We start from the raw sequence: 19,981 nt of genomic DNA on the forward strand, positions 1-19,981 counted from the left end.
ACTGATCCACCCCGAAGGGCTTCACCGTTCGACTTGCATGTGTTAAGCACGCCGCCAGCGTTCGTCCTGAGCCAGGATCAAACTCTCCGTGAATGCTTTCCACGAAAGAGCGGCACGGCAACCACCGGAATAGGGTGGTCCCGCGCACTGCGTCCTCGCTAGTGTTATTTCAAAAGGAATCTCCAACCCCGATCAAGTGATCGAGGCCGGGGATGTCAACATATCTGGCGTTGACTTTTGGCACGCTGTTGAGTTCTCAAGGAACGGACGCTTCCTTCGAGCCGCCTTCCAGCGGGCCCTCCGGGCGCTTCGTTCTTTCGTGTTTCCAGCTTATCAGATGTTTTCCGCTCCGTTTTCCGGAGTTTCATTCATCGGATTTGCTTTCCGCTTTCGTTGCCCCGGTCTCCCGCGGCGACTCCGGAACTGTACGGGGCCGGAGGCGCCCCGTGCAAATCGTCCCGCCCTGCTGTCGCAGGACGGGACGATCCGCTGGTGGAGCGCCGTCAGACGCGGCCCATCTCCTCGGCGATGGCCGCCGCGAAGGCGTCGATGTCGGCCTCGGTGGTGTCGAAGGCGCACATCCAGCGCACCTCGCCGGTGTGCTCGTTCCAGAAGTAGAAGCGGTACCGCTTCTGCAGCCGCTCGCTGACGTCCCGCGGGAGGATCGCGAAGACCGCGTTCGCCTGGACCGGGCGCACGATCTCGACGCCGTCGATCTTCCGGACGGCCGCCTCCAGGCGGCTGGCCATGGCGTTGGCATGGCCGGCGTTGCGCAGGTAGAGGTCGCCGGAGAGCAGCGCCTCGAACTGCACGGAGACGAAGCGCATCTTCGACGCGAGCTGCATCGAGGTCTTGCGCAGGTACTTGATGTTGCGGACCCGCTCGGGGTTCAGCACCACGACGACCTCGCCCAACAGCAGGCCGTTCTTCGTGCCGCCGAACGACAGCACGTCGACGCCGACGTCCGTCGTGAAGGCGCGCAGCGGCAGGCCGAGCGATGCGGCGGCGTTGGCCAGGCGGGAGCCGTCGACGTGGACGAGCATGCCGAGCTGGTGGGCGTGCTCGGTGATCGCGCGGATCTCGTCGGCGGTGTAGAGGGTGCCGAGCTCGGTGCTCTGGGTGATGGAGACCGCGAGCGGCTGCGCGCGGTGCTCGTCGCCGAAGCCCCAGGCCTGCTGGTCGAGCAGTTCGGGGGTGAGCTTGCCGTCGGGGGTGGGGACGGTGAGCAGCTTGATGCCGCCCATCTTCTCCGGGGCGCCGCCCTCGTCCACGTTGATGTGGGCGGACTCGGCGCAGACGACCGCGCCCCAGCGCGGGAGCAGCGCCTGGAGGGCGACCACGTTGGCACCGGTGCCGTTGAAGACCGGGTAGGCCTCGGCCTTCTCGCCGAAGTGGCGGCGGAAGACGTCCTGCAGGTGCGCCGTGTAGTCGTCCTCGCCGTAGGCGACCTGGTGGCCACCGTTGGCGAGCGCTATCGCGGCGAGGACCTCGGGGTGCACGCCGGCGTAGTTGTCGCTGGCGAAGCCGCGGACGGCGGGGTCGTGCCGCCGTACCGCGTCCGTGCGGGTGGAGTCGTTCATCGGGCTGTCAGCCACAGGTGCTGTCCGTTCAGTTCTGCTGCGGGGCGGTCCCAGAGGCCCGCCAGGTGAGTGGCGAGGTCGGCCGTGTCGGTGAAGCCGGCGAACTTCGCGTCCGGCTTCTCGGCCCGCATCTCCGGGCTGACCAGCGCCTTGATCACCAGGATGGCAGCTGCGGCGGTGGGCTCGCCGTCGGCCGAGGTGGTCTCCTTCTTGAAGGAGTCGGCCATGGCGAGGGTCCACGCCTCGGTGGCGGCCTTGGCGGCCGCGTAGGCGGCGCCGCCGGCGGTGGGCTTGTGGGCCGCGGCGGCGGAGACCATCGCGTACCGGCCGGCGGGGCTGCGGACCAGCGCGGGCTGGAAGGCCAGCGAGGTGTGCTGGAGGGTCCGCACGACGGTGTCGTGCAGGAAGTCCCAGTCGTCGAGGCGGGTGTCGAAGAACGTCTTGCTGCCGCGCCAGCCGCCGACCAGGTGGAACAGGCCGTCGACGTGGCCGTGCTCCGCCTCCAGGTGGTCGGCCCAGTCGTGGACCTCCTGCGGGTCGAGCAGGTCGATCACCTGGCCGCTGACCTTCGCCCCGCGCACGGCGACGCGGGTGGCGTCGAGGGCGCTCTCCAGCCGGACCGGGTCGATGTCGGCACCGATCACGGTGGCGCCGTCGGCGGTCAGGCGGCGCAGCACGGCCTGGCCGGCCGGGCCACTGGCTCCGGCGACGGCGATGACCTTGCCGGCCAGCGGGGCGTTGGGGGTGGTGGTCACGCGGCGACTCCCTTGGTTCCGTTGCCGGTGATGCCGGCGGTGGCGGCGATGACGCCGCCGAGCTTCTTGGACAGGGCCTCGTAGAACATGCTCAGCGGGAACTCGTCCGGGAGCACCGCGTCGCACAGCGCCTTGTTGAGCGCCTTGCCGTCGGTGATGTCGAGCGGCAGCGCGTCGGCGCCCTTCGCCCACGTGGAGGCCGGGTGCGGGGTGAGGTAGCGGGAGACGAGCTGGTAGGCGGCGATCCAGTGGGCCGGCTTGGGCCGGTCGATGCCGTCGCGGTACAGGGTCTCGATCTCGGCGCAGAGCTCGTTGGTGACCTGCGGGGCGCGGTCCCAGTCGATGGTGAGGCGGTTGTCCCGCCAGCGCAGCGCGTCGTTCTTGTGCAGGTAGGCGAAGAGCAGCTGGCCGCCCATGCCGTCGTAGTTGCGCACGCGGTCGCCGCTGACCGGGAAGCGGAACAGGCGGTCGAAGAGGATCGCGTACTGGACGTCGCGGGCGTGCTTGTTGCCCTCGGCCTCCAGCTGCACCGCCTCCTTGAAGGTGGTGAGGTCGCAGCGGAGCTCTTCGAGGCCGTACATCCAGAACGGGCTGCGCTGCTTGATCATGAAGGGGTCGAACGGCAGGTCACCGTGGCTGTGGGTGCGGTCGTGGACGAGGTCCCACAGGACGAAGGTCTCCTGCGCGCGCGCCTGGTCCTTGAGCAGGCCCTCGGCGTCGTCCGGGATCGCCAGGCCGAGCTGCTGGACGGCGCTGGTGGTGACGGCGCGGAAGCGGGCGGCCTCGCGGTCGCAGAAGATGCCGCCCCAGGTGAAACGTTCCGGCGCCTTGCGCACGGCGACCGTCTCGGGGAAGAGGACGGCGGAGTTGGTGTCGTACCCGGCCGTGAAGTCGGTGAAGGTGATCGGGACGAACATCGGGTTGTCGAAGCGCGTGCGCTCCAGCTCGGCCAGCCAGTCGGGCCACACGACGCGCAGCAGGACGGCTTCGAGGTTGCGGTCCGGGTTCCCGTTCTGCGTGTACATCGGGAAGACCACGAGGTGCTCGAGGCCGTCGACGCGCTGGTCGGCGGGCTGGAAGGCGAGCAGCGAGTCCAGGAAGTCGGGCTCCCGGTAGCCGGTGTCGGCCCACTTGGCTAGGTCCGCGTCGACGGCGGCCAGGTAGGCCTCGTCGTGCGGGAACAGCGGGGCCAGCTCGGCGACCGCGCTGCGGACCGTGGCGACCAGCGGATCGACCGTGTGCCGCTGGACGGCGGCCAGGTCGATCGAGCCGTCCTTGGACTGCAGCGGGCGAAGGGTCTCGACGGCCTCCTTCAGGCGCAGCCACGCCGGGTGGCCGGCGAGGGTCGAGACCGGGGCGTCGGCCGCCACAGCGAGCCTTGGCGAAAGATTCTGCATCGTGGACTCACTTCGACAGGAGGTTTTCGATGGAGACACCATAGATACGAAAGGTTCTCCTGTTCAAGGGGGCTCCGATCGGAGAACCTCCGGTGGTGGGGGGTTTCGGGGACGCCGCGACCGGATGTCCGGCATGTGGACGCCGCGGTGGATGTTCTGGACACGGGCGCCGTCGGGATGCGAACCTCCCGCCATGCTCCCGGCGGTGATCACGATGACCGAGCGGCACGACGGCCTGTTCCGGGTGCCCTCTCGTTGTCACGCCTGCCGTGGCACGCGCGGCTGTTGCTGTCGCCGCCGCTGCTGTCGTTGATCCGCCGATCCGCTCGCTCGCCGATCCGCCGATCAGGCGCGGAGGGCGCCGCGGACGCGGGCCCGTACGCCGACCATGCCGCGTGTGTTCCGGCGCCGCCACCGGGGGAAGTGACCCGCCGGGTCCGCGGCCGCCTCCGGCCCCGGCCGCCGCATCTCCTGTCCTGCCCGGCCTTCCTTCCCTGGAGCCCTGCCATGACCGACCTCCGTCTCCGCCCCGGCTTCCGCAAGTCCGCCGCCCTCCCCGTCGCCGCGCTGCTGGCGGCCGCCGCCGCGCTGACCGCGTGCGCGCCGCAGGACGCCAAGACCGACGGGGCCGCGGGCGCGGGCGCGGGCGCGTCGGGCACATCGGCCGGCTGCGCGCCGGGGGCGCTGGCGACCCGGACCGCCGGCACGCTGACGATCGGCACCGACAAGCCCGCGTACGACCCGTGGTTCTCCGAGGACAAGCCGGAGAACGGCAAGGGCTTCGAGTCCGCGGTCGCCTACGCGGTCGCCGACAAGCTCGGCTACCCCAAGGAGAAGGTGACCTGGGTGGTGGCCCCGTTCAACAAGGCCACCTCGCCCGGCCCGAAGGACTTCGACTTCGACGTCAACCAGGTGTCCATCAGCGCCGAGCGCAAGCAGGCGGTCGACTTCTCCTCCGGCTACTACGACGTCCGGCAGGCCGTCATCGCGCTCAAGAACTCCAAGGCCGCGAGCGCGAAGAGCATCGCCGACCTCAAGGGCGCCAAGCTCGGCGCGCAGGTGGGCACGACCAGCCTCGACACCATCACCGACACCATCAAGCCGAGCACCCGGCCGGCCGTCTTCGACTCCAACGACCTGGCCAAGGCCGCGCTGAAGAACGGCCAGGTCGAGGCGCTCGTGGTCGACCTGCCGACGGCCTTCTACATCACCGGCGCCGAGGTGCCGGAGGCTCAGGTGGTGGGGCAGTTCGAGAGCGCGTCGCAGGGCGAGCAGTTCGGACTGGTGCTGGACAAGGGCTCCCGGCTCACCGGCTGCGTGTCGCAGGCCGTGGACGCGCTGCGGGCGGACGGGACGCTCGCGAAGCTGGAGAAGCAGTGGCTGTCCGACGCCGTCTCGGCACCGGTGCTGAAGTGAGCGGCGGCATCGAGGCCAGTGGCGGCGTCGAGGTCGGCGGGGGTGTCGGGGCCGACGGCGCGGCGGGCCGGGAGGCGGGCGCGCGGGACGACGGTGCGCCCGGCGGCGGGGAGGACGACGGTTACCGTCCGTCCGAGCGCCGGCTCGCCCGGGACGCCTACCGCCGCGGGCGGACCCGGCGTTCGGCCCTGATCGCGGGCTCGTCGACGCTGCTGACGGCCGTCGTGCTGTACCTGCTCATCGTCAACTCCCCCGGCTGGGAGGTGACTCGACGGACCTTCTTCAACCTCGACTACGCCCGGCAGGCGCTGCCCGAGGTCCTGACCGGGCTCCGGCTCAACCTGGAGCTGATGCTCGGCTGCGGCGTGCTGATCCTGGTGTTCGGCCTGCTGCTGGCAGTGCTCCGGACCCTGCGCGGTCCGGTGTTCCTGCCGGTCCGGCTGCTGGCCACCGCGTACGTGGACTTCTTCCTCGGGCTGCCGATGATCATCTGCCTGCTGGTGATGATCACCGGGGTGCCGGCACTGCGCCTCACCGGGGTGACCACCGATCCGCTGCTGCTCGGCGGGGCGGCGCTGGTGCTGACGTACTCGGCGTACGTGTCCGAGGTGTTCCGCGCGGGGATCGAGTCGGTGCACCCGAGCCAGCGGGCCGCGGCGCGCTCGCTCGGGCTCACCAACGCGCAGGCGATGCGGTACGTCGTGCTGCCGCAGGCGGTGCGGCGGGTGGTGCCGCCGCTGATCAACAACCTGGTCAGCCTGCAGAAGGACACCGGGCTCGTCTCGATCGGCGGGGCGATCGACGCCGTCTACGCGGCGAAGATCATCGCGTCCCGGTCGTTCAACTACACGCCGTACCTGGTCGCGGGGCTGGTGTTCATCGTGCTGACCATTCCGCTCACGCGGTTCGCCGACTGGCTGACCGCGCGCATGAACCGTCGGCAGGTCCAGGGAGGTGCGGTGTGAGCGGGGCGAGCAGTACTAACAGTACGAGCAGTGCGAGGGGTGTGGGCGGGGACCCGGTGGGCGCCGGAGCGGACGTGCTGCGGCTGGAGTCGGTGCGCAAGACCTTCGGCTCACAGGTGGTGCTGCGCGACGTCGACCTCGCCGTGCCCGAGCACTCGGTGACGGCGCTGATCGGGGCGTCCGGCTCGGGCAAGTCCACGCTGATGCGGTGCGTGAACCTGCTGGAGGGCGTCGACGACGGCGCGATCTTCCTGGACGGCGAGGACATCACCGACCCGCGGACGGACGAGGACGCCGTCCGGCGCCGGATCGGTGTCGTCTTCCAGGCCTACAACCTGTTCCCGCACATGACGGTGCTGGAGAACATCACGCTCGCGCCGCGCCGGGTGCACGGGCTCGGGCGGGCCGAGGCGGAGGCGAAGGCACTGGAGCTGCTGGACCGGCTCGGGCTGGCGGCCAAGGCGAAGGAGTACCCGGACCGGCTCTCCGGCGGGCAGCAGCAGCGCGTCGCCATCGTGCGGGCGCTGGCCACCGGGCCGCGGCTGCTGCTGCTCGACGAGATCACGGCGGCGCTCGACCCGGTGCTCGTCGGGGAGGTGCTGTCGGTGGTGCGCGATCTAAAGGAACAGGGCATGACGATGGTCCTGTCGACGCACGAGATGGGGTTCGCGCGCGAGGTGGCCGACCAGGTCTGCTTCCTGGACGGCGGGGTGGTGCTCGAACAGGGGCCGCCGGAGCAGGTGTTCGGCGATCCGCGGGAGGAGCGGACCCGGCGGTTCCTCAGCCGGATCGTTGCCTCGGGGCGGCTTCAGGGCTGAGACGGGACGCACGGGGGCGGGCTCCGGCAGGTGGATTCCGGCGGGGTGGCGGCGGCAGGGTGGCGGGGTCCGGCGAGATCTGGCGAGGTCTGGCTGGGGGCTTGTTGAGGCAGGCATAGGGCGCTCGCAGGAACGCACTCCGCTGGTCACCACCGTGCGCCCCTGCACGCGCCCTGGCCTCCCGGGAGCGGCAGCGGTGATCGTGGACAGGACGAACGCCGCAGAGTACGGGTGGCGGCGAACAGCTGACAGGTTTCAGATGACAGATTTCGTTATCTGTTATCTGAAACCTGTCAGCTGTTCGCTGTTCGCCGTCCTCCCGTCACCCCAGGAGGCCGCCGTTGCACGGACCCACGCTGGTCAACTGGCTCCTCGCCCTCCTCACCGCCACCGCCGGGGCCTACTGCCTGACCCGCCTCCGGTATGCCCCGGGAGCCCCCGGAGCCCCGCACGCACCGCACACCACCTGCGCACCGGCGCCCTCCACCACCCACCCGACGGGCGCCCGACGGCTTCTCGCCCGGGAAACCGACGCCGCCGAAGCGCTGATGGGGCTCGGCATGGCCGGAATGGCCGTCACCGGCGCCGCCGTCCCGGCGCCCGTCTGGGCCTGGCTGTTCGGCGTCCCCGCAGCCCTCTTCCTGCTCGCCGCCGCCGGCACCCCGGACCGCCGCGGACACCGGCTGCACCACGCGATCGGCGGCCTCGCCATGACCTACGCAGCCCTCGCCATGACCGCCTCCCCCGGCCATCACCACCACGCCCCGAGCACCGGCGCCCCGCTGCTCACCGGCGCGCTGCTGGTGTACTTCGGCGCCTACTCCCTCTGGGCCGGCACCCGGCTCCTGCACGCCCCCGGCGGAAGCGTCACCGTCGGAACGGCGGGCCTCCCGCAGGCCTGCCGGCTCACCATGGGCATCGGGATGTTCGCGATGCTCCTGACCATGTGACCTTGCCCGCCCCCGACGCCCACGCCCAACACCCACACCCAACGCCCGTCCCCGACGCCCGTCCCCCACCCCACCCCACCCGCCGCCCCAACCCCCACCCCACGCACCCTGGCCGAGCCACACCCGGGACCAAGGTCCCCGGGCCCGCGTGGCGTTGGTCACTGGCCGCCCGAAAGCCGTTCCACCGGACGTCGCCAGCGCATAGGTTGGCGAGGAGCGCGTTGTCGCGCTCCGTGCGCACTCGGGGAGCCCATGCGATGACTGCCCTGATCGGCCTGCTGCTGCTCGGCCTACTGCTCTCCACCGCCGTGCCCCGGCTGCTCGCCCGGGCCCGCTGGGTGGAGCGCGAACCCGTGCTGGCGCTGCTGGCATGGCAGTGCCTGGTCGTAGCCGTCCTGCTGTGCTGCGCGTTGAGCCTGGTCCTGGCCGCCTCGGCCGCGCTGCCCGAACTGCGCGCACTCGTGTTCGCCGGCGCGCCGCACGGGGTGGAGGCGGCGTACGGGCTCCAGGACGCCGAAGGCTGGGGCCGGCTCTGCGCGGCGGTGCTGGCCGCGGGCGGGCTGCAGACGGTGCTGGCGGTCACCCGTGAGGTCCGTTCGGCGAAGGCTCTGCGCAACCACCGTCACGCTCAACTCTCCGACCGCGCTCCCGAGTTGCCGGAGGCCATCGCGGCCGCCCGCAGCCGCCGGGAGCGCCTGGTGGTGCTGGAGAACGTCCGGCCGGAGGCCTGGTCGCTGCCCGGCCCGAACTCCCGGCTGGTGGTCACCACGGGCGCCCTCCAGCAGCTGACCGCACGGGAGTTGGCGGCCGTACTGAGTCACGAGCGCGGGCACGTGCGTGCCCGGCACGACTGGCTCGCGCAGGCCGCCCAGGCACTTGCGTCCGGGTTCCCGGGGGTCCGGGTGTTCAGCACCTTCCGGGACCAGGTCGGCGAGCTGGTCGAGCTGGCGGCCGACGACCGTGCGGCCCGTCGGCACGGACGGCACACCACCGCCCTTGCGCTGGCCGAACTCAACCTGGGCCGCGGGGTGTTCGGCTCCTGTCCGCCGGGCCTCGCGCAGTCCCCGAAGCGGGTGGACCGCCTGCTCGCGGGCCGCCCCCGGCTGTCCGTTCCGCACCGGCTCCAACTCACCGTCGCCGCGCTCGCCGCGCCCGTGGCCGTCGTGCTGCTGGCCGCCGCTCCGGGACTCGTCTCGCAGTTCTAGCCAGACGCCCCATCGCCCCGCCGGACCCTCAGGACCGCCGAAGAACCTGCCGAAGAACCTGCTGACGAACCTGCTGGGAAATCTGCTGACGAACCGTCAGCATCACGCCTCACACGGGCCAGTGACCTCATCGCCGAGCGTGCGCGCAAGCACGTCGCGGTGGAGCGGACGGGCCTGCCGGTAGCGCTCACGCCCCTCGTCCGTGAGGACGATCAGGATGCCGCGGCGGTCGTCCACGCACATCTCGCGCGTCACCAGTCCCGCCTTCTCCAGCCGGCCGATCAGGCGGGACAGCGCGCTCTGGCTGAGGTGGACGACGTCGGCGAGCTCCTGGACCCGGAGCCGGTGGCTGCGGTCCACCGAGCAGCCCTCGACCAGGCGCTCCAGCACCTCGAACTCACTCATCCCGAGCCCGTGCTTCTCGCCCAGCTCGCGGTCGAGCGCACAGGAGGTCTCGGCGTGCCGGGCCAGCAGTTCGCGCCACTGCGCGACGAGACCGGCCTCCGCCGGGGAGTCGAGTTCAGCCACGGCGCCACCCTACCACCGCCACCGCAACTTATGCGTTTACATCTTATTCACTTGCATTGATTGCACGTGCATGTAGTCTCCTCCCCATGACCACCGCGACCGTCACGTCACCCGACGCACCGTCAACCGGCGGACAGGCCTGGACCCCCCGCCTCTGGGGCACCCTGTTCGTCCTCTGCGCCGCGATCTTCCTGGACGCCCTGGACGTCTCCATGGTGGGAGTGGCCCTCCCGTCCATCGGCTCCGAACTGCACCTCTCCACCTCGACCCTGCAATGGGTGGTCTCCGGCTACGTGCTCGGTTACGGCGGCCTGCTCCTGCTCGGCGGACGGGCGGCCGACCTGCTCGGCCGCCGCCGGGTGTTCCTCGTCGCCCTGGGCGTCTTCGGCGCCGCCTCCCTGCTCGGCGGACTGGTCGACGACGGCGGACTGCTGATCGCCGCCCGCTTCCTCAAGGGGACCGCCGCCGCGTTCACCGCCCCGGCCGGCCTGTCGATCATCACCACGACCTTCCCGGAGGGCCCCGCCCGCAACCGGGCGCTGTCCATCTACACCACCTGCGCCGCCAGCGGCTTCTCGCTCGGTCTCGTGCTCAGCGGCCTGCTCACCTCGGTCGGCTGGCGCTGGACGTTCCTGATGCCCGTCCCGGTCGCGCTGATCGCCCTGCTGCTCGCCGTCCGCCTGCTCCCCCGCCCGGTCGAGGAGCGCGCCAAGGGCGGGTACGACGTCCTCGGCGCGATCACCGGCACGCTCACCGTCCTGCTGCTCGTCTTCACCGTCACCGAGGCGCAGGGTGCCGGCTGGCTCAGCCTGCGCACACTCGGCTCGTTCGCCGTGGTCGCCGCCCTGGCGGCCGCGTTCCTGGTGACCGAGAGCCGCGCCGCCCACCCGCTGGTCCGGCTCGGCATCTTCCGCAACGGCGCGGTGGCCCGGGCCAACGTGATCGCCTTCACGATGACCGGCGCCTACGGCGGCTTCCAGTTCATCGTGACGCTCTACCTCCAGCACCTGCTCGGCTGGTCGGCGCTGGAGATGGCGCTCGGGCTGCTGCCGGCCGGCGCGTTCATCGCGCTGTCCGCGCCGTTCATGGGCCCGATCGTGGACCGCTTCGGCACCGGCCGGCTGCTGCCCATCGGCGTCCTGTCGCTGACCGCGGCGTTCGCACTGTTCCTGCGGCTGGACGAGCACAGCTCCTACCCCGCGCTGGTGCTGCCGTCGATGCTGCTGCTCGGCGTCGGCTTCGCGCTCGCCTTCCCCTCCGTGAACATCGCCGCCACCGACGGCGTCGCGGACGAGGAGCAGGGCCTGGCCTCGGGCCTGGTCAACACGGCGATCCAGGTCGGCACCGCCGTCGTGCTCGCCGGTGCGACCGCGATGATCACCGCCGGGAGCGCCGGCGGCGACAGCCCGCAGGCGCAGCTGGACGGCTACCGGCCGGCCCTGCTGTTCGTCACGGCGGTCGCGCTGCTCGGGTTCCTGATCGCCCTCGTGGGCGCACTGCTGGAGCGCCGGAAGAAGTCAACTCCTGTGTCTGTCCCGGACTATGACTACACGTCACGGGCATCCGGGCCCACCGACCGGGCCGAGGTACTGGCCGAGCGCTGACCACTTCCGCCCGCGCCGCTTCCGCCCACGCCGAACCGCCCACGCGAGACCGCACCGGACCCGCACCGGACAACGGCGGACCGCACCACACCGCGCCGCGTCGAGCCGACGCGGACGTCCGCCCCCCAGGCACTGCCGCCGGCTCCACCAAACCCCCGTGTTGGTGGAGCCGGCCGTCTTCGTAACGGCCGCCCCCGCACCAGCCGTCCGTGCGCCGCTCGTCAACGCGGTTCCACGGATCGGCCGTCGACTCCCCCAGTATATTGGCCGGGAGCCAACGAACGTTCGGAGCTGTCACGATGGCACCCCGCGGGGATTCGGTCAATGAGGAAATGCGTCAGCGCTCGCGCCGGCGCATCATGCGGGCCACCGTCGAACTGGTCGACCAGCACGGATACGCCGGGACCACGCTGAGCGACATCGCCGAGCGCGCCGGACTCGCGCGCGGGCTGCTGTCGTACTACTTCGACGGCAAACGGCTGCTCATGCAGTCCGCCACGCACCGGATGATGCACCAGTCGCTCAGCAACGCCCTGGCCGAACTCGCGCCGGACGCGACACCCGAGGCCCGGCTGGCCCGCGCCATCGACGCCGTCCTCGGCCTCGCCCTCGACCACCCGCGGGTGATGCGCTCCCACCTGGCGCTGATCCTCGACCCGGACACCGGCTCCTTCGTCCAGGACCCGGAGCAGCAGCAGCTCGGCGCGATCCTCCAGGGCCTGCTGCGGGAGTGGGGCGCGCCGGATCCGGCCGCCGAGCACGCGGTGCTGCGCAGCGCGCTCATGGGCGGGTGTATCGGCCTCCTGCTGCCGGGCGCGGAGGTGCCGCTGGCGCCGATCCGGGCCGACCTGTTCCGGCGCTACGACCTGCCGTGGGAGCTGGGCCGCCCGCCGCAGCCGCTGCCACAGCCACAGCTGCCGCTGCCGCTGCCGCTGGAACGCGAACGGCCGCCGGCCCGCGGCTGACGGCCGGTGGGCGGCGGCGGATGCTCCGGCGGCCGGTGCTCGCCGACGGCCGGTCCGGGCGGCGGGCAAGCACGGCTCGTGGTCCGGCCGTTCGGGCCCGGACGTCCAGGCCCCTCCGGGCGGAGGCTCAGCGTTCCTTCAGGATCGAGGCGAGCAGGTCTATGGTGCGCTCGGGCGTGAGGCTGTCCACGCAGAGGCGCTCCATGACCTGGATGTAGGCGTCCACGTCGTCCCGCTTGTCGAGGTAGAGCGCGCTGGTGAGCTGCTCCAGGTAGACGACGTCGGCGAGGTCCTGCTCCGGGAAGCGCAGGATCGTGAACGCGCCGGACTCGCCCGCGTGCGCGCCGAAGCGGAACGGCATGACCTGGATGACGACGTTGGCCTGCTCGGCGACGTCGATCAGGTATTGGACCTGGCCGCGCATCACCTTGGGCCCGCCGACCGGGCGGCGCAGCGCGGCCTCGTCGATGACGGCCCACAGGCGCGGGTTGTTGCCCTCGGTCAGCAGCTTCTGGCGGCGCAGGCGGAGGCTGACCCGCCGTTCGACCTCCTCCTCGCTGATGACCGGCCGACTCTGACCGAAAACCGCCCGCGCGTACTCCTCGGACTGCAGGAGTCCCGGGATGAACTGCACTTCGTACGTGCGGATCAGCTGCGCGGCCTCCTCCAGGCCGACGTAGGTCTGGAACCAGCCCGGCAGCACGTCGTTGAAGCTGTGCCACCAGCCGGACTTGTTGGCCTCGCGGACCAGGCCGAGGAGGGCCTCCCGCTCCAGGCCGTCGTCCACGCCGTAGAGGCTGAGCAGGTCGGCGACGTCGCGCTCCTTGAAGCTGACCCGGCCGAGCTCCATGCGGCTGATCTTGGACTCGGAGGCGCGGATCGCGTAGCCGGCGTCCTCGCGGGTGATGCCGCGCGCCTCACGCAGGCGTCGCAGCTGTGAGCCGAGGAGGATCCGGCGGACCATCGAGCCGCCGCCCGGCTGAACTGTGGTCATGCGGTCGAAACCTCCACCTAGGGCAAACAGCGCACAGTCTGCCATCAGTTGAGCGCTCACGGTGCCGATACTGACGGATGTTCCTATCAGTTCTGCACTCCACACACCAGGATGCACGTGCATCCGGCGCTTGCATATGCCAATAGTGCGACTGCACGTGAATCGACTCTTGCATCTGCAGTGAGCGCAGAGGACCATGGTGCACGTGCACCTGCACATCCCTGGCAATCCCGCGGGCTCCGCGTCGACCCCACGCGCGACTCCGTGCACCAGCCCGGCAGCGTCCCCCACGCCACCGGGCCTTCGTGTGCGCGCGCGCCTCGTCGAGGAGGGGGCCGTGCGGCCGAGCGAGTCGGAGGTGACCGGCATGACCCCGGCGGGTCCAGCCGTGTCCGCCCCCTTATGGGAGGAGCTCTTCATGGGCACCGGTACGGCTTTGGCGGTTGACCCCCACGTGGTCACCTGTACGCTCGCTCCTCGCTTCGAAGCCGTCAGAACCGCACGTGACTTCGCCCGGACCGCTCTGCAGCGCTGGGGGCTGATGGAGCTGTTCGACGACGTCGCGCTGGTCGCGTCGGAACTCGTGACCAACGCGCTGCGGCATGCGATCGGCGCACGGCCCGACCCGGTGGGCGGCGCCCTGGGCGAGTACGACTTTCCCACACAGCACGGTGGTGACGGCAGGCTGCCGATCCGAATAAGCCTCGTGCACCGCGCGCCGCAGATCGTCTGCGCGGTCAGCGACCCGAGCAGCATCGGCCCGGTCGCCCGGGAGGCGGACTTCGTGGCCGAATCCGGCCGCGGGCTGCACCTGGTGGACTCGTTCAGCCACTCCTGGGGCTGGCACCCGCTGGGCGGGGGCAAGGTCGTCTGGGCGCTGTTCGAAGCCGACGCGCAGGCCGCGACCCCCGAACTCGGTGGCCGGCACCGGCGCTCCGCCTAGCGGCGGACGGGCACGCACCCCCGCAGCGCGGGCACGCGTCCCCGGATCGATGGACACCCCGGGAGGACCGAAACCCCGGGAAGAAGCGGTAGTTCGCCCTCGCCGGGCTCGCGCCGGAGACCCACCGGCCCCCCGCAGCGCACCCGCGACGACCAGTGCGCCCCCGACGGCCGACGGGCCGCCAGTGCGCGGGACAGCAGTGCACCGGACAGCAGTGCACGGGGCAGCGTTACGCGGGACAGCAGCGCACCGGACGGTGGAGAAGCCCGCGAAGAGGCACACCACCGAGCATGTGACCGAGCGCGTGACGAACCGCGCGGACGACCGCGGGGCCGAGCCCGCGGAGAAGACAAAGGCCGCCGTGGTGTCAGCACCCACGACGGCCCCCCGATGGCTCCTGGTGCGGAGCCGTGGCCGGACCGACGGACGTCCGGTGAAGCGGCCGGACGGCCCGGTGAACGGCCGGATGGCCCGGTGAACGGCCGGATGGACGTCCGGTCAGGCGGACAGGTGGTCGAACTCCCCGTCCTTGGCCCCCAACAGCATCGCGGCGATCTCGGCCCGCGTGTAGATGAGCGCCGGACCGTCCGGGAAGCGCGAGTTGCGCATCGCCACGTCGCCCCCCGGCAGCGCGGCGAACTCGACGCAGTTGCCCTGGGAGTTGCTGTGCAGGCTCTTCTGCCAGACCACTCCCTCCAGCTCGGTGGCGGCCATCCCGTTGTAGGGACCGTACGAGCCGCCCAGTTCCTGCGATTCGTGCGAGTCGTGCATAGAAGTCTCCCGAAGAGCCCCGGAGTTGCGGTCCAGCGCGGCGCCCCCGGCACCCGCCGAACGAACGGGCCGGCCCCGTACCAGCCCGGCACAACGCCTCACTTGACGCGATGATAGCCCTTGTGCACGTGCATCAGCACGAGACGGTGCAGGTGCACGAGGCCTTTCACCGGCCGACCTGAACTCTTCACGGACCCTTCTCCTGACGGTACGTAAACGGACATAGCCGACCGAACCGGCCCGCTTCCGATAACCGGCCGTGAGCGGCTCCCCGCTAAATGTTGATCTTCGAAAGCCGGGAGTCGCGCACTCGTGACCCTCCGTCAGACCGCCCGTCGACTGTGAGACATCTCACGCGCCACGGGTGCAACGTGACGCCCCACCGGACACGTCTCCAGGAGATACCGGCGGACGCGCGGGGGTTGGGCCAGGTATGTCCGGAATATGACCTAATGACCGCTCATCGACCCGCGCACGCGAGAGCTCCGCGCGCCGCGCACACCACGCTCGCGCGAAACCGGCACGGCAGCCGACTGCAGCCCTGACGGGCCGATGTCCTACGATCTCCGCCATGAGCACCGCAGCCATCCCGGGCGCGCCACTGCCCGTTCGCACTCCAGGCTCCCGTGCGCGGGGGCGCCACCGTCGCCCCGAGCGCCCCGAGATCCCGTCCGGCTCCCCGGCCCTGGTGCTCGCCGTGCCCGCGACCGCCGGGCCCGAGTCCCGCTCGGTCGTCGAGGAGCTGCTCTCGATCGTCCGCAGCGAGCAGAACGGCGTCCAGACCGCGGTGGGCTACCTCCCCGGCGACGGCACCGAGGGCGCGGACGGCACCGAGCGCAGCATCGGCGAGCTGCTGGCGGCCGCCGCCGAGGCCGGCGTCCCGGCACCGATCCTGGTACCCCTGGTGCCCGGCCCGCACGACTTCCTGCCCGAACTCCACGCACTCGCCGCCGAGTACGGCGCGCACGTCACCGACGTGCTGGGCCCGCACCCGCTGCTGGCCGAGGCCGTCCACGTCCGCCTGTCCGAGGCCGGGCTGGCCCGCGCCGACCGCGCCCGCCTGTTCGCCATCGCGACCGCCGCGGACGGCGTCGTGCTGACCACCGTCGGCGGCGAGGACGCCGCGGCCGCCGCCGGCATCACCGGCGTGCTGCTGGCCGCCCGCCTGGCCGTCCCGGTCGTCCCCGCCGCGCTCGACGTGCCCGGCTCGGTCGCCGCCGCCGTCGCGCACCTCAAGGAGACCGGCTCGCAGCGCCCCGCGCTGGCCCCGCTGGTGATCGGCCCGGAGGCGGACTCCGAGCTGCTCGCCACGGCCGCCGAGGAGACCGGCTGCCCGTCCGCCGCGCCGCTCGGCGCCTACCAGACGGTCGGCCAGCTCATCGCCTCGCTGTACCTGGCCGCGCTGCCGGCGCCGTCCGCGGAGGCCCTGGCCGCCGCGCAGGCCCAGGCCGAGGCCGAGGCGGCGGAGGCCGCCTCCGAGGGCTCCCGCGCGGCCCACGCGGCCGGCGGGACGGCCTCCGGGGCGACCGGGGAGGCCGCCGGCGAGTAACCGCCGACAACGCGTACGGAAGGGCTCGGAGCGACCACGCTCCGGGCCCTTTCGGCTTGCGGCGTAAGGGAATTAAGAGCCGAATGCGCGAGATGTCCGTTCTGTGATTGTTTGCGATCGGATGACCGTCCGTCATGCGATTCCTGAGAACCTGCCAGTTGTGCACATCCGCAGGTTTATTGCGAGAAAACGATCATTTTCGATCTTGGAGAAGGAAAGTTTTGGTGGCTTTCCATAATCCGTGATGCGCATCACAGGTATTTGCAGTTCGTACTTAAGTCTGCTTAACGTGCTCCCCGTTCGTGACCACACGGACCCAGCACATCCGCAACGCCGAGTCCTGCCGTCGGGTGCGCTGGAAGCGCGAAAACGCACCACGGCAGGAGCGGGGGACCCACAGGTAAGTCGCCCCGGACCGATCCACGGAACGGTCCTGGGCTAGGGGTGAAGCCGCGCCACAGCGCGGCCGGGCAACTCCGGCCCGAATCCGACAGCTCACCTCGCAGGCGTGGGAGAGGACCGCGTCTTCATGCTGCCCACCAACGGCACTCGCCTGTCCAGCCGCACCCGCCGCGTGATCGCCGCCCTCGGCGTCGCCGGCGTCGGCCTCACCATCCCCTGCCTCACCTCCGGCACCGCCTCCGCCGCCTCCGTCGCCACCTGGGACAAGGTCGCCCAGTGCGAGAGCAGCGGCGACTGGAGCATCAACACCGGCAACGGCTTCTACGGCGGCCTGCAGTTCACCTCCAGCACCTGGGCCGCCTTCGGCGGCACCTCGTACGCCCCGCAGGCCAACCAGGCCACCAAGGACCAGCAGATCGCCGTCGCCGAGAAGGTCCTCGCCTCGCAGGGCCCCGGCGCCTGGCCCGTGTGCTCCGTCCAGGCCGGCCTGACCGCGGGCGGCGCCCCGGCCGCCGTCGACACCTCCGCCGCCGCGAGCACCGCGAAGGCCGCCCCGGCCGCCCCGGCCGCCCCGGCCGTCAAGCCGGCCCCGAAGCCCGCCGCCAAGCCCGCCGCCCCGGCGCAGGACCAGGCGCAGGCCCCGGCCGCCGCCGACTCCGCCAAGGGCACCTGGGCGCAGAAGCGCCAGGACTGGACCCAGGGCGGCACCACCCAGGCCGGTGCCTCGGACTACACCGTCGTGGCCGGCGACTGGCTGTCCACGATCGCCGACAAGCACAACGTCAAGGGCGGCTGGCAGCGCCTGTACGAGCTGAACCGCGGCACCCTGACCGACGGTCCGGACACCATCTACCCGGGCCAGCACCTGTCCTTCGGCGACTCCGCCCAGGCTCCGGCCGGCCAGTCCGGTGACTTCAACTGGTTCGACCGCTCGCAGAAGCCGGGCCAGTCCTCCGCCGGGAACGCCGTGAACGCCCAGCCGGCCGCCGAGGCCCAGACCCCGGCCGCCAAGCCGTCCTCGAAGCCCGCCGCCAAGCCCTCCGCCCAGGCGCAGACCCCGGCCCCGGCCGTCACCGGCTCGATGGCCGCCGCGGTCAGCTTCGCCAAGGCGCAGGTCGGCCAGGCGTACGTCTACGGTGGCACCGGCAACGGCGGCTGGGACTGCTCGGGCCTGACCCAGGCCGCGCTGCGCGCCGCGGGCATCTCCATCCCGCGCGTCGCCAACGACCAGGCCGCCGCGAGCACCCACGTCTCGCTGGACAGCCTGCAGCCGGGCGACCTGCTGTTCTGGTCCAACAACGGCCAGGACTCCGGCGTCTACCACGTCGCCATCTACATCGGCGGCGGCCAGTACGTCGAGGCCGCCAACCCGAGCTCGGGCGTCCGCCTGCAGACCATCGCCAACTGGGCGCCGGACTTCGCCGGCCGCGTCTGAGGATCCTTCCGGAACCGTCCCGCCGGGGACGGGTGACGGATCGCGGATGACAGCGAACAGATGACAGATAACAGATTTCATCATCTGTTATCTGTCATCTGTCACCCGCCCACCGCCCCGGGGAGAGACTGGTCGCTCTCCCCGGGGCTTCGGCGTACCCGCCTCCGAAGTCCGTGCCGCCTCCCCCCGGCGCGCACCCGCGGCTCCGCGCATCGGAGCATTCGCGTGGTCAAACCCCGGCCCAGCGGGCATGCTGCTGCTCTGCACCCGAGGAGGAGTCACCCATGGCCCAGGTCACCGTCACGCTCGACGCGAACCTCGCGATCGACGCGATGATGCTCTCCGGCACCAAGAGTCCCCAGGACGCCGTCGAACTGATCCTGCGCGACTACCTGGCCCGCGGTCGCCGCACCGAGACCCGCACCGGCGACGCCGCCGACGGCCACCGCGTCACCGCCGACCGCCCGACCGTCCAGGAGGGCTGACCCCGGCCCGGCACGGCACTCGCGGCACAGCCCAGCACGGCGCAGCACAAGCCCAGCACAGCACAGCACAGCCCGGCACAGCACAGCACAAGCCCAGCACAGCCCGGCACGGCACGCCGAAGGGCCCCGGAGAGCAACCGCCCTCCGGGGCCCTTCACACGGCCGTCACCGGCCTCAGCGCGCGCAGGCCCCCGTGGAGCCGCGCATGACCAACTCCGGCTGGAACATGAACTCCCCGCGCTGGGCGGCGTTCCCGCCCACCTCCTCCAGCAGCGCGTCCACCGCCGCCGTCGCCATCGCCTCGACCGGCTGGCGGATCGTCGTCAGCGGCGGCTCGGTGAAGGCGATCAGCGGCGAGTCGTCGAAGCCGACCACCGACACGTCCTGCGGCACCGACAGCCCCCGCTGCCGCACCGCCCGGATCGCCCCGAGCGCCATCATGTCGCTGCCGCACACGATCGCCGTGCACCCCTTGTCCAGCAGCGCGCCCGCCGCCGCGTGCCCGCCCTCGACGCTGAACAGCGTGTGGTGGACCAGCTCCTCGGCCTCCTCCTGCGTCCGCCCGAGGACGGTGCGCATCGCGGCCGTGAAGCCCTCGATCTTGCGCAGCACCGGCACGTACCGCCTCTGGCCGACCGCCAGCCCGATCCGCTCGTGCCCCAGCTCGGCGAGGTGCTGGACGGCCATCCACATGGCGGCCCGGTCGTCCGGCGAGATGAACGGCGCGTCGATCCGCTCGCTGAAACCGTTGATCAGGACGAACGGCACCCCGCGCCCGGCCAGCCGGGCGTAGCGGTCGTGGTCGGCGGTGGAGTCGGCGTGCAGACCGGAGACGAAGACGATGCCCGCCACCCCCCGGTCCACCAGCATCTCGACCAGTTCGTCCTCGGTGGACCCGCCGGGCGTCTGGGTGCACAGCACCGGCGTGAAGCCGTGCCGGCTGAGCACCTGCTCGATGACCTGCGCGAGCGCGGGGAAGATCGGGTTGCTGAGCTCCGGCGTGATCAGCCCGATCAGCCCGGCGCTGCGCTGGCGCAGGCGGGTCGGCCGCTCGTACCCGAGCACGTCGAGGGCCGCCAGCACGGTCTGCCGGGTGGCGGCGGAGACGTTCGCCTTGCCGTTGAGTACGCGGGAGACGGTGGCTTCGCTGACCCCCGCCTGCGCCGCGATGTCTGAAAGTCGCGCCGTAGTCACGGTCCCAGAGCCTATTGCAACCACG

The 19,981-nt window shown here is 71.6% G+C and carries 18 protein-coding genes, 1 rRNA gene and 1 riboswitch; of the genes, 11 read left to right on the top strand and 8 right to left on the bottom strand.

The window, feature by feature from the left end; genetic code table 11:
* From ACFVU9_RS06500 to ACFVU9_RS06515, 4 genes are all read right to left on the bottom strand, one after another.
* Nucleotides 1–93: ribosomal RNA gene (locus ACFVU9_RS06500) — 16S ribosomal RNA — on the bottom strand; the annotation flags it as partial.
* A gap of 410 nt (nucleotides 94–503) precedes the next feature.
* On the bottom strand, nucleotides 504–1,580 hold the full coding sequence (locus ACFVU9_RS06505; RefSeq protein ID WP_380448890.1) for a threonine aldolase family protein: 1,077 nt from the start codon (nucleotides 1,578–1,580) through the stop codon (nucleotides 504–506).
* Nucleotides 1,577–2,335 (bottom strand): SDR family NAD(P)-dependent oxidoreductase, encoded by a 759-nt coding sequence (locus tag ACFVU9_RS06510; protein WP_380448888.1) that lies wholly within the window; start codon nucleotides 2,333–2,335, stop codon nucleotides 1,577–1,579. Before ACFVU9_RS06510 ends, ACFVU9_RS06505 begins: the two co-directional genes overlap by 4 nt.
* Nucleotides 2,332–3,732 (bottom strand): DUF6421 family protein, encoded by a 1,401-nt coding sequence (locus tag ACFVU9_RS06515; RefSeq protein ID WP_380448885.1) that lies wholly within the window; start codon nucleotides 3,730–3,732, stop codon nucleotides 2,332–2,334. Before ACFVU9_RS06515 ends, ACFVU9_RS06510 begins: the two co-directional genes overlap by 4 nt.
* Before the next feature lie 507 nt (nucleotides 3,733–4,239).
* On the opposite strand from ACFVU9_RS06515, the gene ACFVU9_RS06520 reads away from it, so the two are divergent.
* The 5 genes from ACFVU9_RS06520 to ACFVU9_RS06540 all read left to right on the top strand — a co-directional run bounded on the left by ACFVU9_RS06520 (nucleotide 4,240) and on the right by ACFVU9_RS06540 (nucleotide 9,086).
* Nucleotides 4,240–5,148 carry an ABC transporter substrate-binding protein gene (locus ACFVU9_RS06520; RefSeq protein WP_387590636.1) on the top strand — a complete coding sequence of 303 codons (909 nt, stop codon included), beginning with the start codon at nucleotides 4,240–4,242 and terminating at the stop codon, nucleotides 5,146–5,148.
* Nucleotides 5,109–6,113, top strand: coding sequence for an amino acid ABC transporter permease (locus ACFVU9_RS06525; RefSeq protein ID WP_380448881.1), 1,005 nt, complete (start codon nucleotides 5,109–5,111; stop codon nucleotides 6,111–6,113). The genes ACFVU9_RS06520 and ACFVU9_RS06525 overlap by 40 nt, the downstream gene beginning before the upstream one ends.
* Before the next feature lie 56 nt (nucleotides 6,114–6,169).
* The gene (locus tag ACFVU9_RS06530; protein ID WP_380502977.1) at nucleotides 6,170–6,931 is read left to right on the top strand and encodes an amino acid ABC transporter ATP-binding protein; all 762 of its coding nucleotides are present in this window, start codon (nucleotides 6,170–6,172) and stop codon (nucleotides 6,929–6,931) included.
* Between the two features lie 341 nt (nucleotides 6,932–7,272).
* A complete protein-coding gene (locus ACFVU9_RS06535; protein WP_387590641.1) occupies nucleotides 7,273–7,881 on the top strand; it encodes a DUF5134 domain-containing protein in 609 nt (202 codons plus the stop codon).
* 257 nt (nucleotides 7,882–8,138) lie between these two features.
* The gene (locus ACFVU9_RS06540) at nucleotides 8,139–9,086 is read left to right on the top strand and encodes a M56 family metallopeptidase (RefSeq protein ID WP_380502982.1); all 948 of its coding nucleotides are present in this window, start codon (nucleotides 8,139–8,141) and stop codon (nucleotides 9,084–9,086) included.
* Between the two features lie 102 nt (nucleotides 9,087–9,188).
* Here the strand turns inward: ACFVU9_RS06540 and ACFVU9_RS06545 are convergent, their stop codons facing one another.
* The gene (locus tag ACFVU9_RS06545; protein ID WP_380502985.1) at nucleotides 9,189–9,614 is read right to left on the bottom strand and encodes a MarR family winged helix-turn-helix transcriptional regulator; all 426 of its coding nucleotides are present in this window, start codon (nucleotides 9,612–9,614) and stop codon (nucleotides 9,189–9,191) included.
* Between the two features lie 86 nt (nucleotides 9,615–9,700).
* On the opposite strand from ACFVU9_RS06545, the gene ACFVU9_RS06550 reads away from it, so the two are divergent.
* Both ACFVU9_RS06550 and ACFVU9_RS06555 read left to right on the top strand, forming a co-directional pair.
* On the top strand, nucleotides 9,701–11,218 hold the full coding sequence (locus ACFVU9_RS06550; protein WP_380502988.1) for an MFS transporter: 1,518 nt from the start codon (nucleotides 9,701–9,703) through the stop codon (nucleotides 11,216–11,218).
* A 332-nt stretch (nucleotides 11,219–11,550) separates the two neighbouring features.
* Nucleotides 11,551–12,183: a TetR/AcrR family transcriptional regulator gene (locus ACFVU9_RS06555; protein ID WP_380502991.1), complete on the top strand. Its 633-nt coding sequence runs from the start codon at nucleotides 11,551–11,553 to the stop codon at nucleotides 12,181–12,183.
* A 127-nt stretch (nucleotides 12,184–12,310) separates the two neighbouring features.
* On the opposite strand, the gene ACFVU9_RS06560 is transcribed toward ACFVU9_RS06555, so the two are convergent.
* On the bottom strand, nucleotides 12,311–13,177 hold the full coding sequence (locus tag ACFVU9_RS06560) for a helix-turn-helix transcriptional regulator (protein WP_329930454.1): 867 nt from the start codon (nucleotides 13,175–13,177) through the stop codon (nucleotides 12,311–12,313).
* Between the two features lie 418 nt (nucleotides 13,178–13,595).
* Between ACFVU9_RS06560 and ACFVU9_RS06565 the strand changes: the two genes are divergently transcribed.
* Entirely contained in the window at nucleotides 13,596–14,120 is a 525-nt protein-coding gene (locus tag ACFVU9_RS06565) for an ATP-binding protein (protein WP_387590646.1), read from the top strand.
* A 498-nt stretch (nucleotides 14,121–14,618) separates the two neighbouring features.
* Here ACFVU9_RS06565 and ACFVU9_RS06570 read toward each other — a convergent pair whose 3' ends face one another.
* Nucleotides 14,619–14,891, bottom strand: a complete 273-nt coding sequence (locus tag ACFVU9_RS06570; protein WP_380442137.1) for a DUF397 domain-containing protein — start codon at nucleotides 14,889–14,891, stop codon at nucleotides 14,619–14,621.
* Nucleotides 14,892–15,462: 571 nt separating this feature from the next.
* Here ACFVU9_RS06570 and ACFVU9_RS06575 point away from each other — a divergent pair.
* From ACFVU9_RS06575 to ACFVU9_RS06585, 3 genes are all read left to right on the top strand, one after another.
* Nucleotides 15,463–16,440: a hypothetical protein gene (locus ACFVU9_RS06575; protein WP_380502994.1), complete on the top strand. Its 978-nt coding sequence runs from the start codon at nucleotides 15,463–15,465 to the stop codon at nucleotides 16,438–16,440.
* A gap of 362 nt (nucleotides 16,441–16,802) precedes the next feature.
* A riboswitch (cyclic di-AMP (ydaO/yuaA leader) is annotated at nucleotides 16,803–16,962 on the top strand.
* Complete coding sequence (locus tag ACFVU9_RS06580) at nucleotides 16,949–18,277, top strand: transglycosylase family protein (RefSeq protein WP_387590650.1); 1,329 nt, start codon at nucleotides 16,949–16,951, stop codon at nucleotides 18,275–18,277. Its footprint overlaps the riboswitch before it by 14 nt.
* 284 nt (nucleotides 18,278–18,561) lie before the next feature.
* Complete coding sequence (locus ACFVU9_RS06585) at nucleotides 18,562–18,762, top strand: hypothetical protein (protein ID WP_380442142.1); 201 nt, start codon at nucleotides 18,562–18,564, stop codon at nucleotides 18,760–18,762.
* A 174-nt stretch (nucleotides 18,763–18,936) separates the two neighbouring features.
* Here the strand turns inward: ACFVU9_RS06585 and ACFVU9_RS06590 are convergent, their stop codons facing one another.
* Nucleotides 18,937–19,956 (bottom strand): LacI family DNA-binding transcriptional regulator, encoded by a 1,020-nt coding sequence (locus ACFVU9_RS06590; protein ID WP_380442144.1) that lies wholly within the window; start codon nucleotides 19,954–19,956, stop codon nucleotides 18,937–18,939.
* Nucleotides 19,957–19,981 lie beyond the last annotated feature (25 nt).

Origin of the sequence: Kitasatospora sp. NPDC057936 (assembly GCF_042887525.1) — a bacterium.
GTDB lineage: Bacteria > Actinomycetota > Actinomycetes > Streptomycetales > Streptomycetaceae > Kitasatospora.

Bases quoted from the DNA above. Each gene is read 5' to 3' on its own strand.
- ACFVU9_RS06570 (WP_380442137.1), bottom strand. From the start codon at position 14,891: ATGCACGACTCGCACGAATCGCAGGAACTGGGCGGCTCGTACGGTCCC.
- ACFVU9_RS06575 (WP_380502994.1), top strand. From the start codon at position 15,463: ATGAGCACCGCAGCCATCCCGGGCGCGCCACTGCCCGTTCGCACTCCA.
- ACFVU9_RS06540 (WP_380502982.1), top strand. From the start codon at position 8,139: ATGACTGCCCTGATCGGCCTGCTGCTGCTCGGCCTACTGCTCTCCACC.
- ACFVU9_RS06505 (WP_380448890.1), bottom strand. From the start codon at position 1,580: ATGAACGACTCCACCCGCACGGACGCGGTACGGCGGCACGACCCCGCC.
- ACFVU9_RS06565 (WP_387590646.1), top strand. From the start codon at position 13,596: ATGGGCACCGGTACGGCTTTGGCGGTTGACCCCCACGTGGTCACCTGT.
- ACFVU9_RS06585 (WP_380442142.1), top strand. From the start codon at position 18,562: ATGGCCCAGGTCACCGTCACGCTCGACGCGAACCTCGCGATCGACGCG.
- ACFVU9_RS06560 (WP_329930454.1), bottom strand. From the start codon at position 13,177: ATGACCACAGTTCAGCCGGGCGGCGGCTCGATGGTCCGCCGGATCCTC.
- ACFVU9_RS06515 (WP_380448885.1), bottom strand. From the start codon at position 3,732: ATGCAGAATCTTTCGCCAAGGCTCGCTGTGGCGGCCGACGCCCCGGTC.
- ACFVU9_RS06550 (WP_380502988.1), top strand. From the start codon at position 9,701: ATGACCACCGCGACCGTCACGTCACCCGACGCACCGTCAACCGGCGGA.
- ACFVU9_RS06520 (WP_387590636.1), top strand. From the start codon at position 4,240: ATGACCGACCTCCGTCTCCGCCCCGGCTTCCGCAAGTCCGCCGCCCTC.
- ACFVU9_RS06555 (WP_380502991.1), top strand. From the start codon at position 11,551: ATGCGTCAGCGCTCGCGCCGGCGCATCATGCGGGCCACCGTCGAACTG.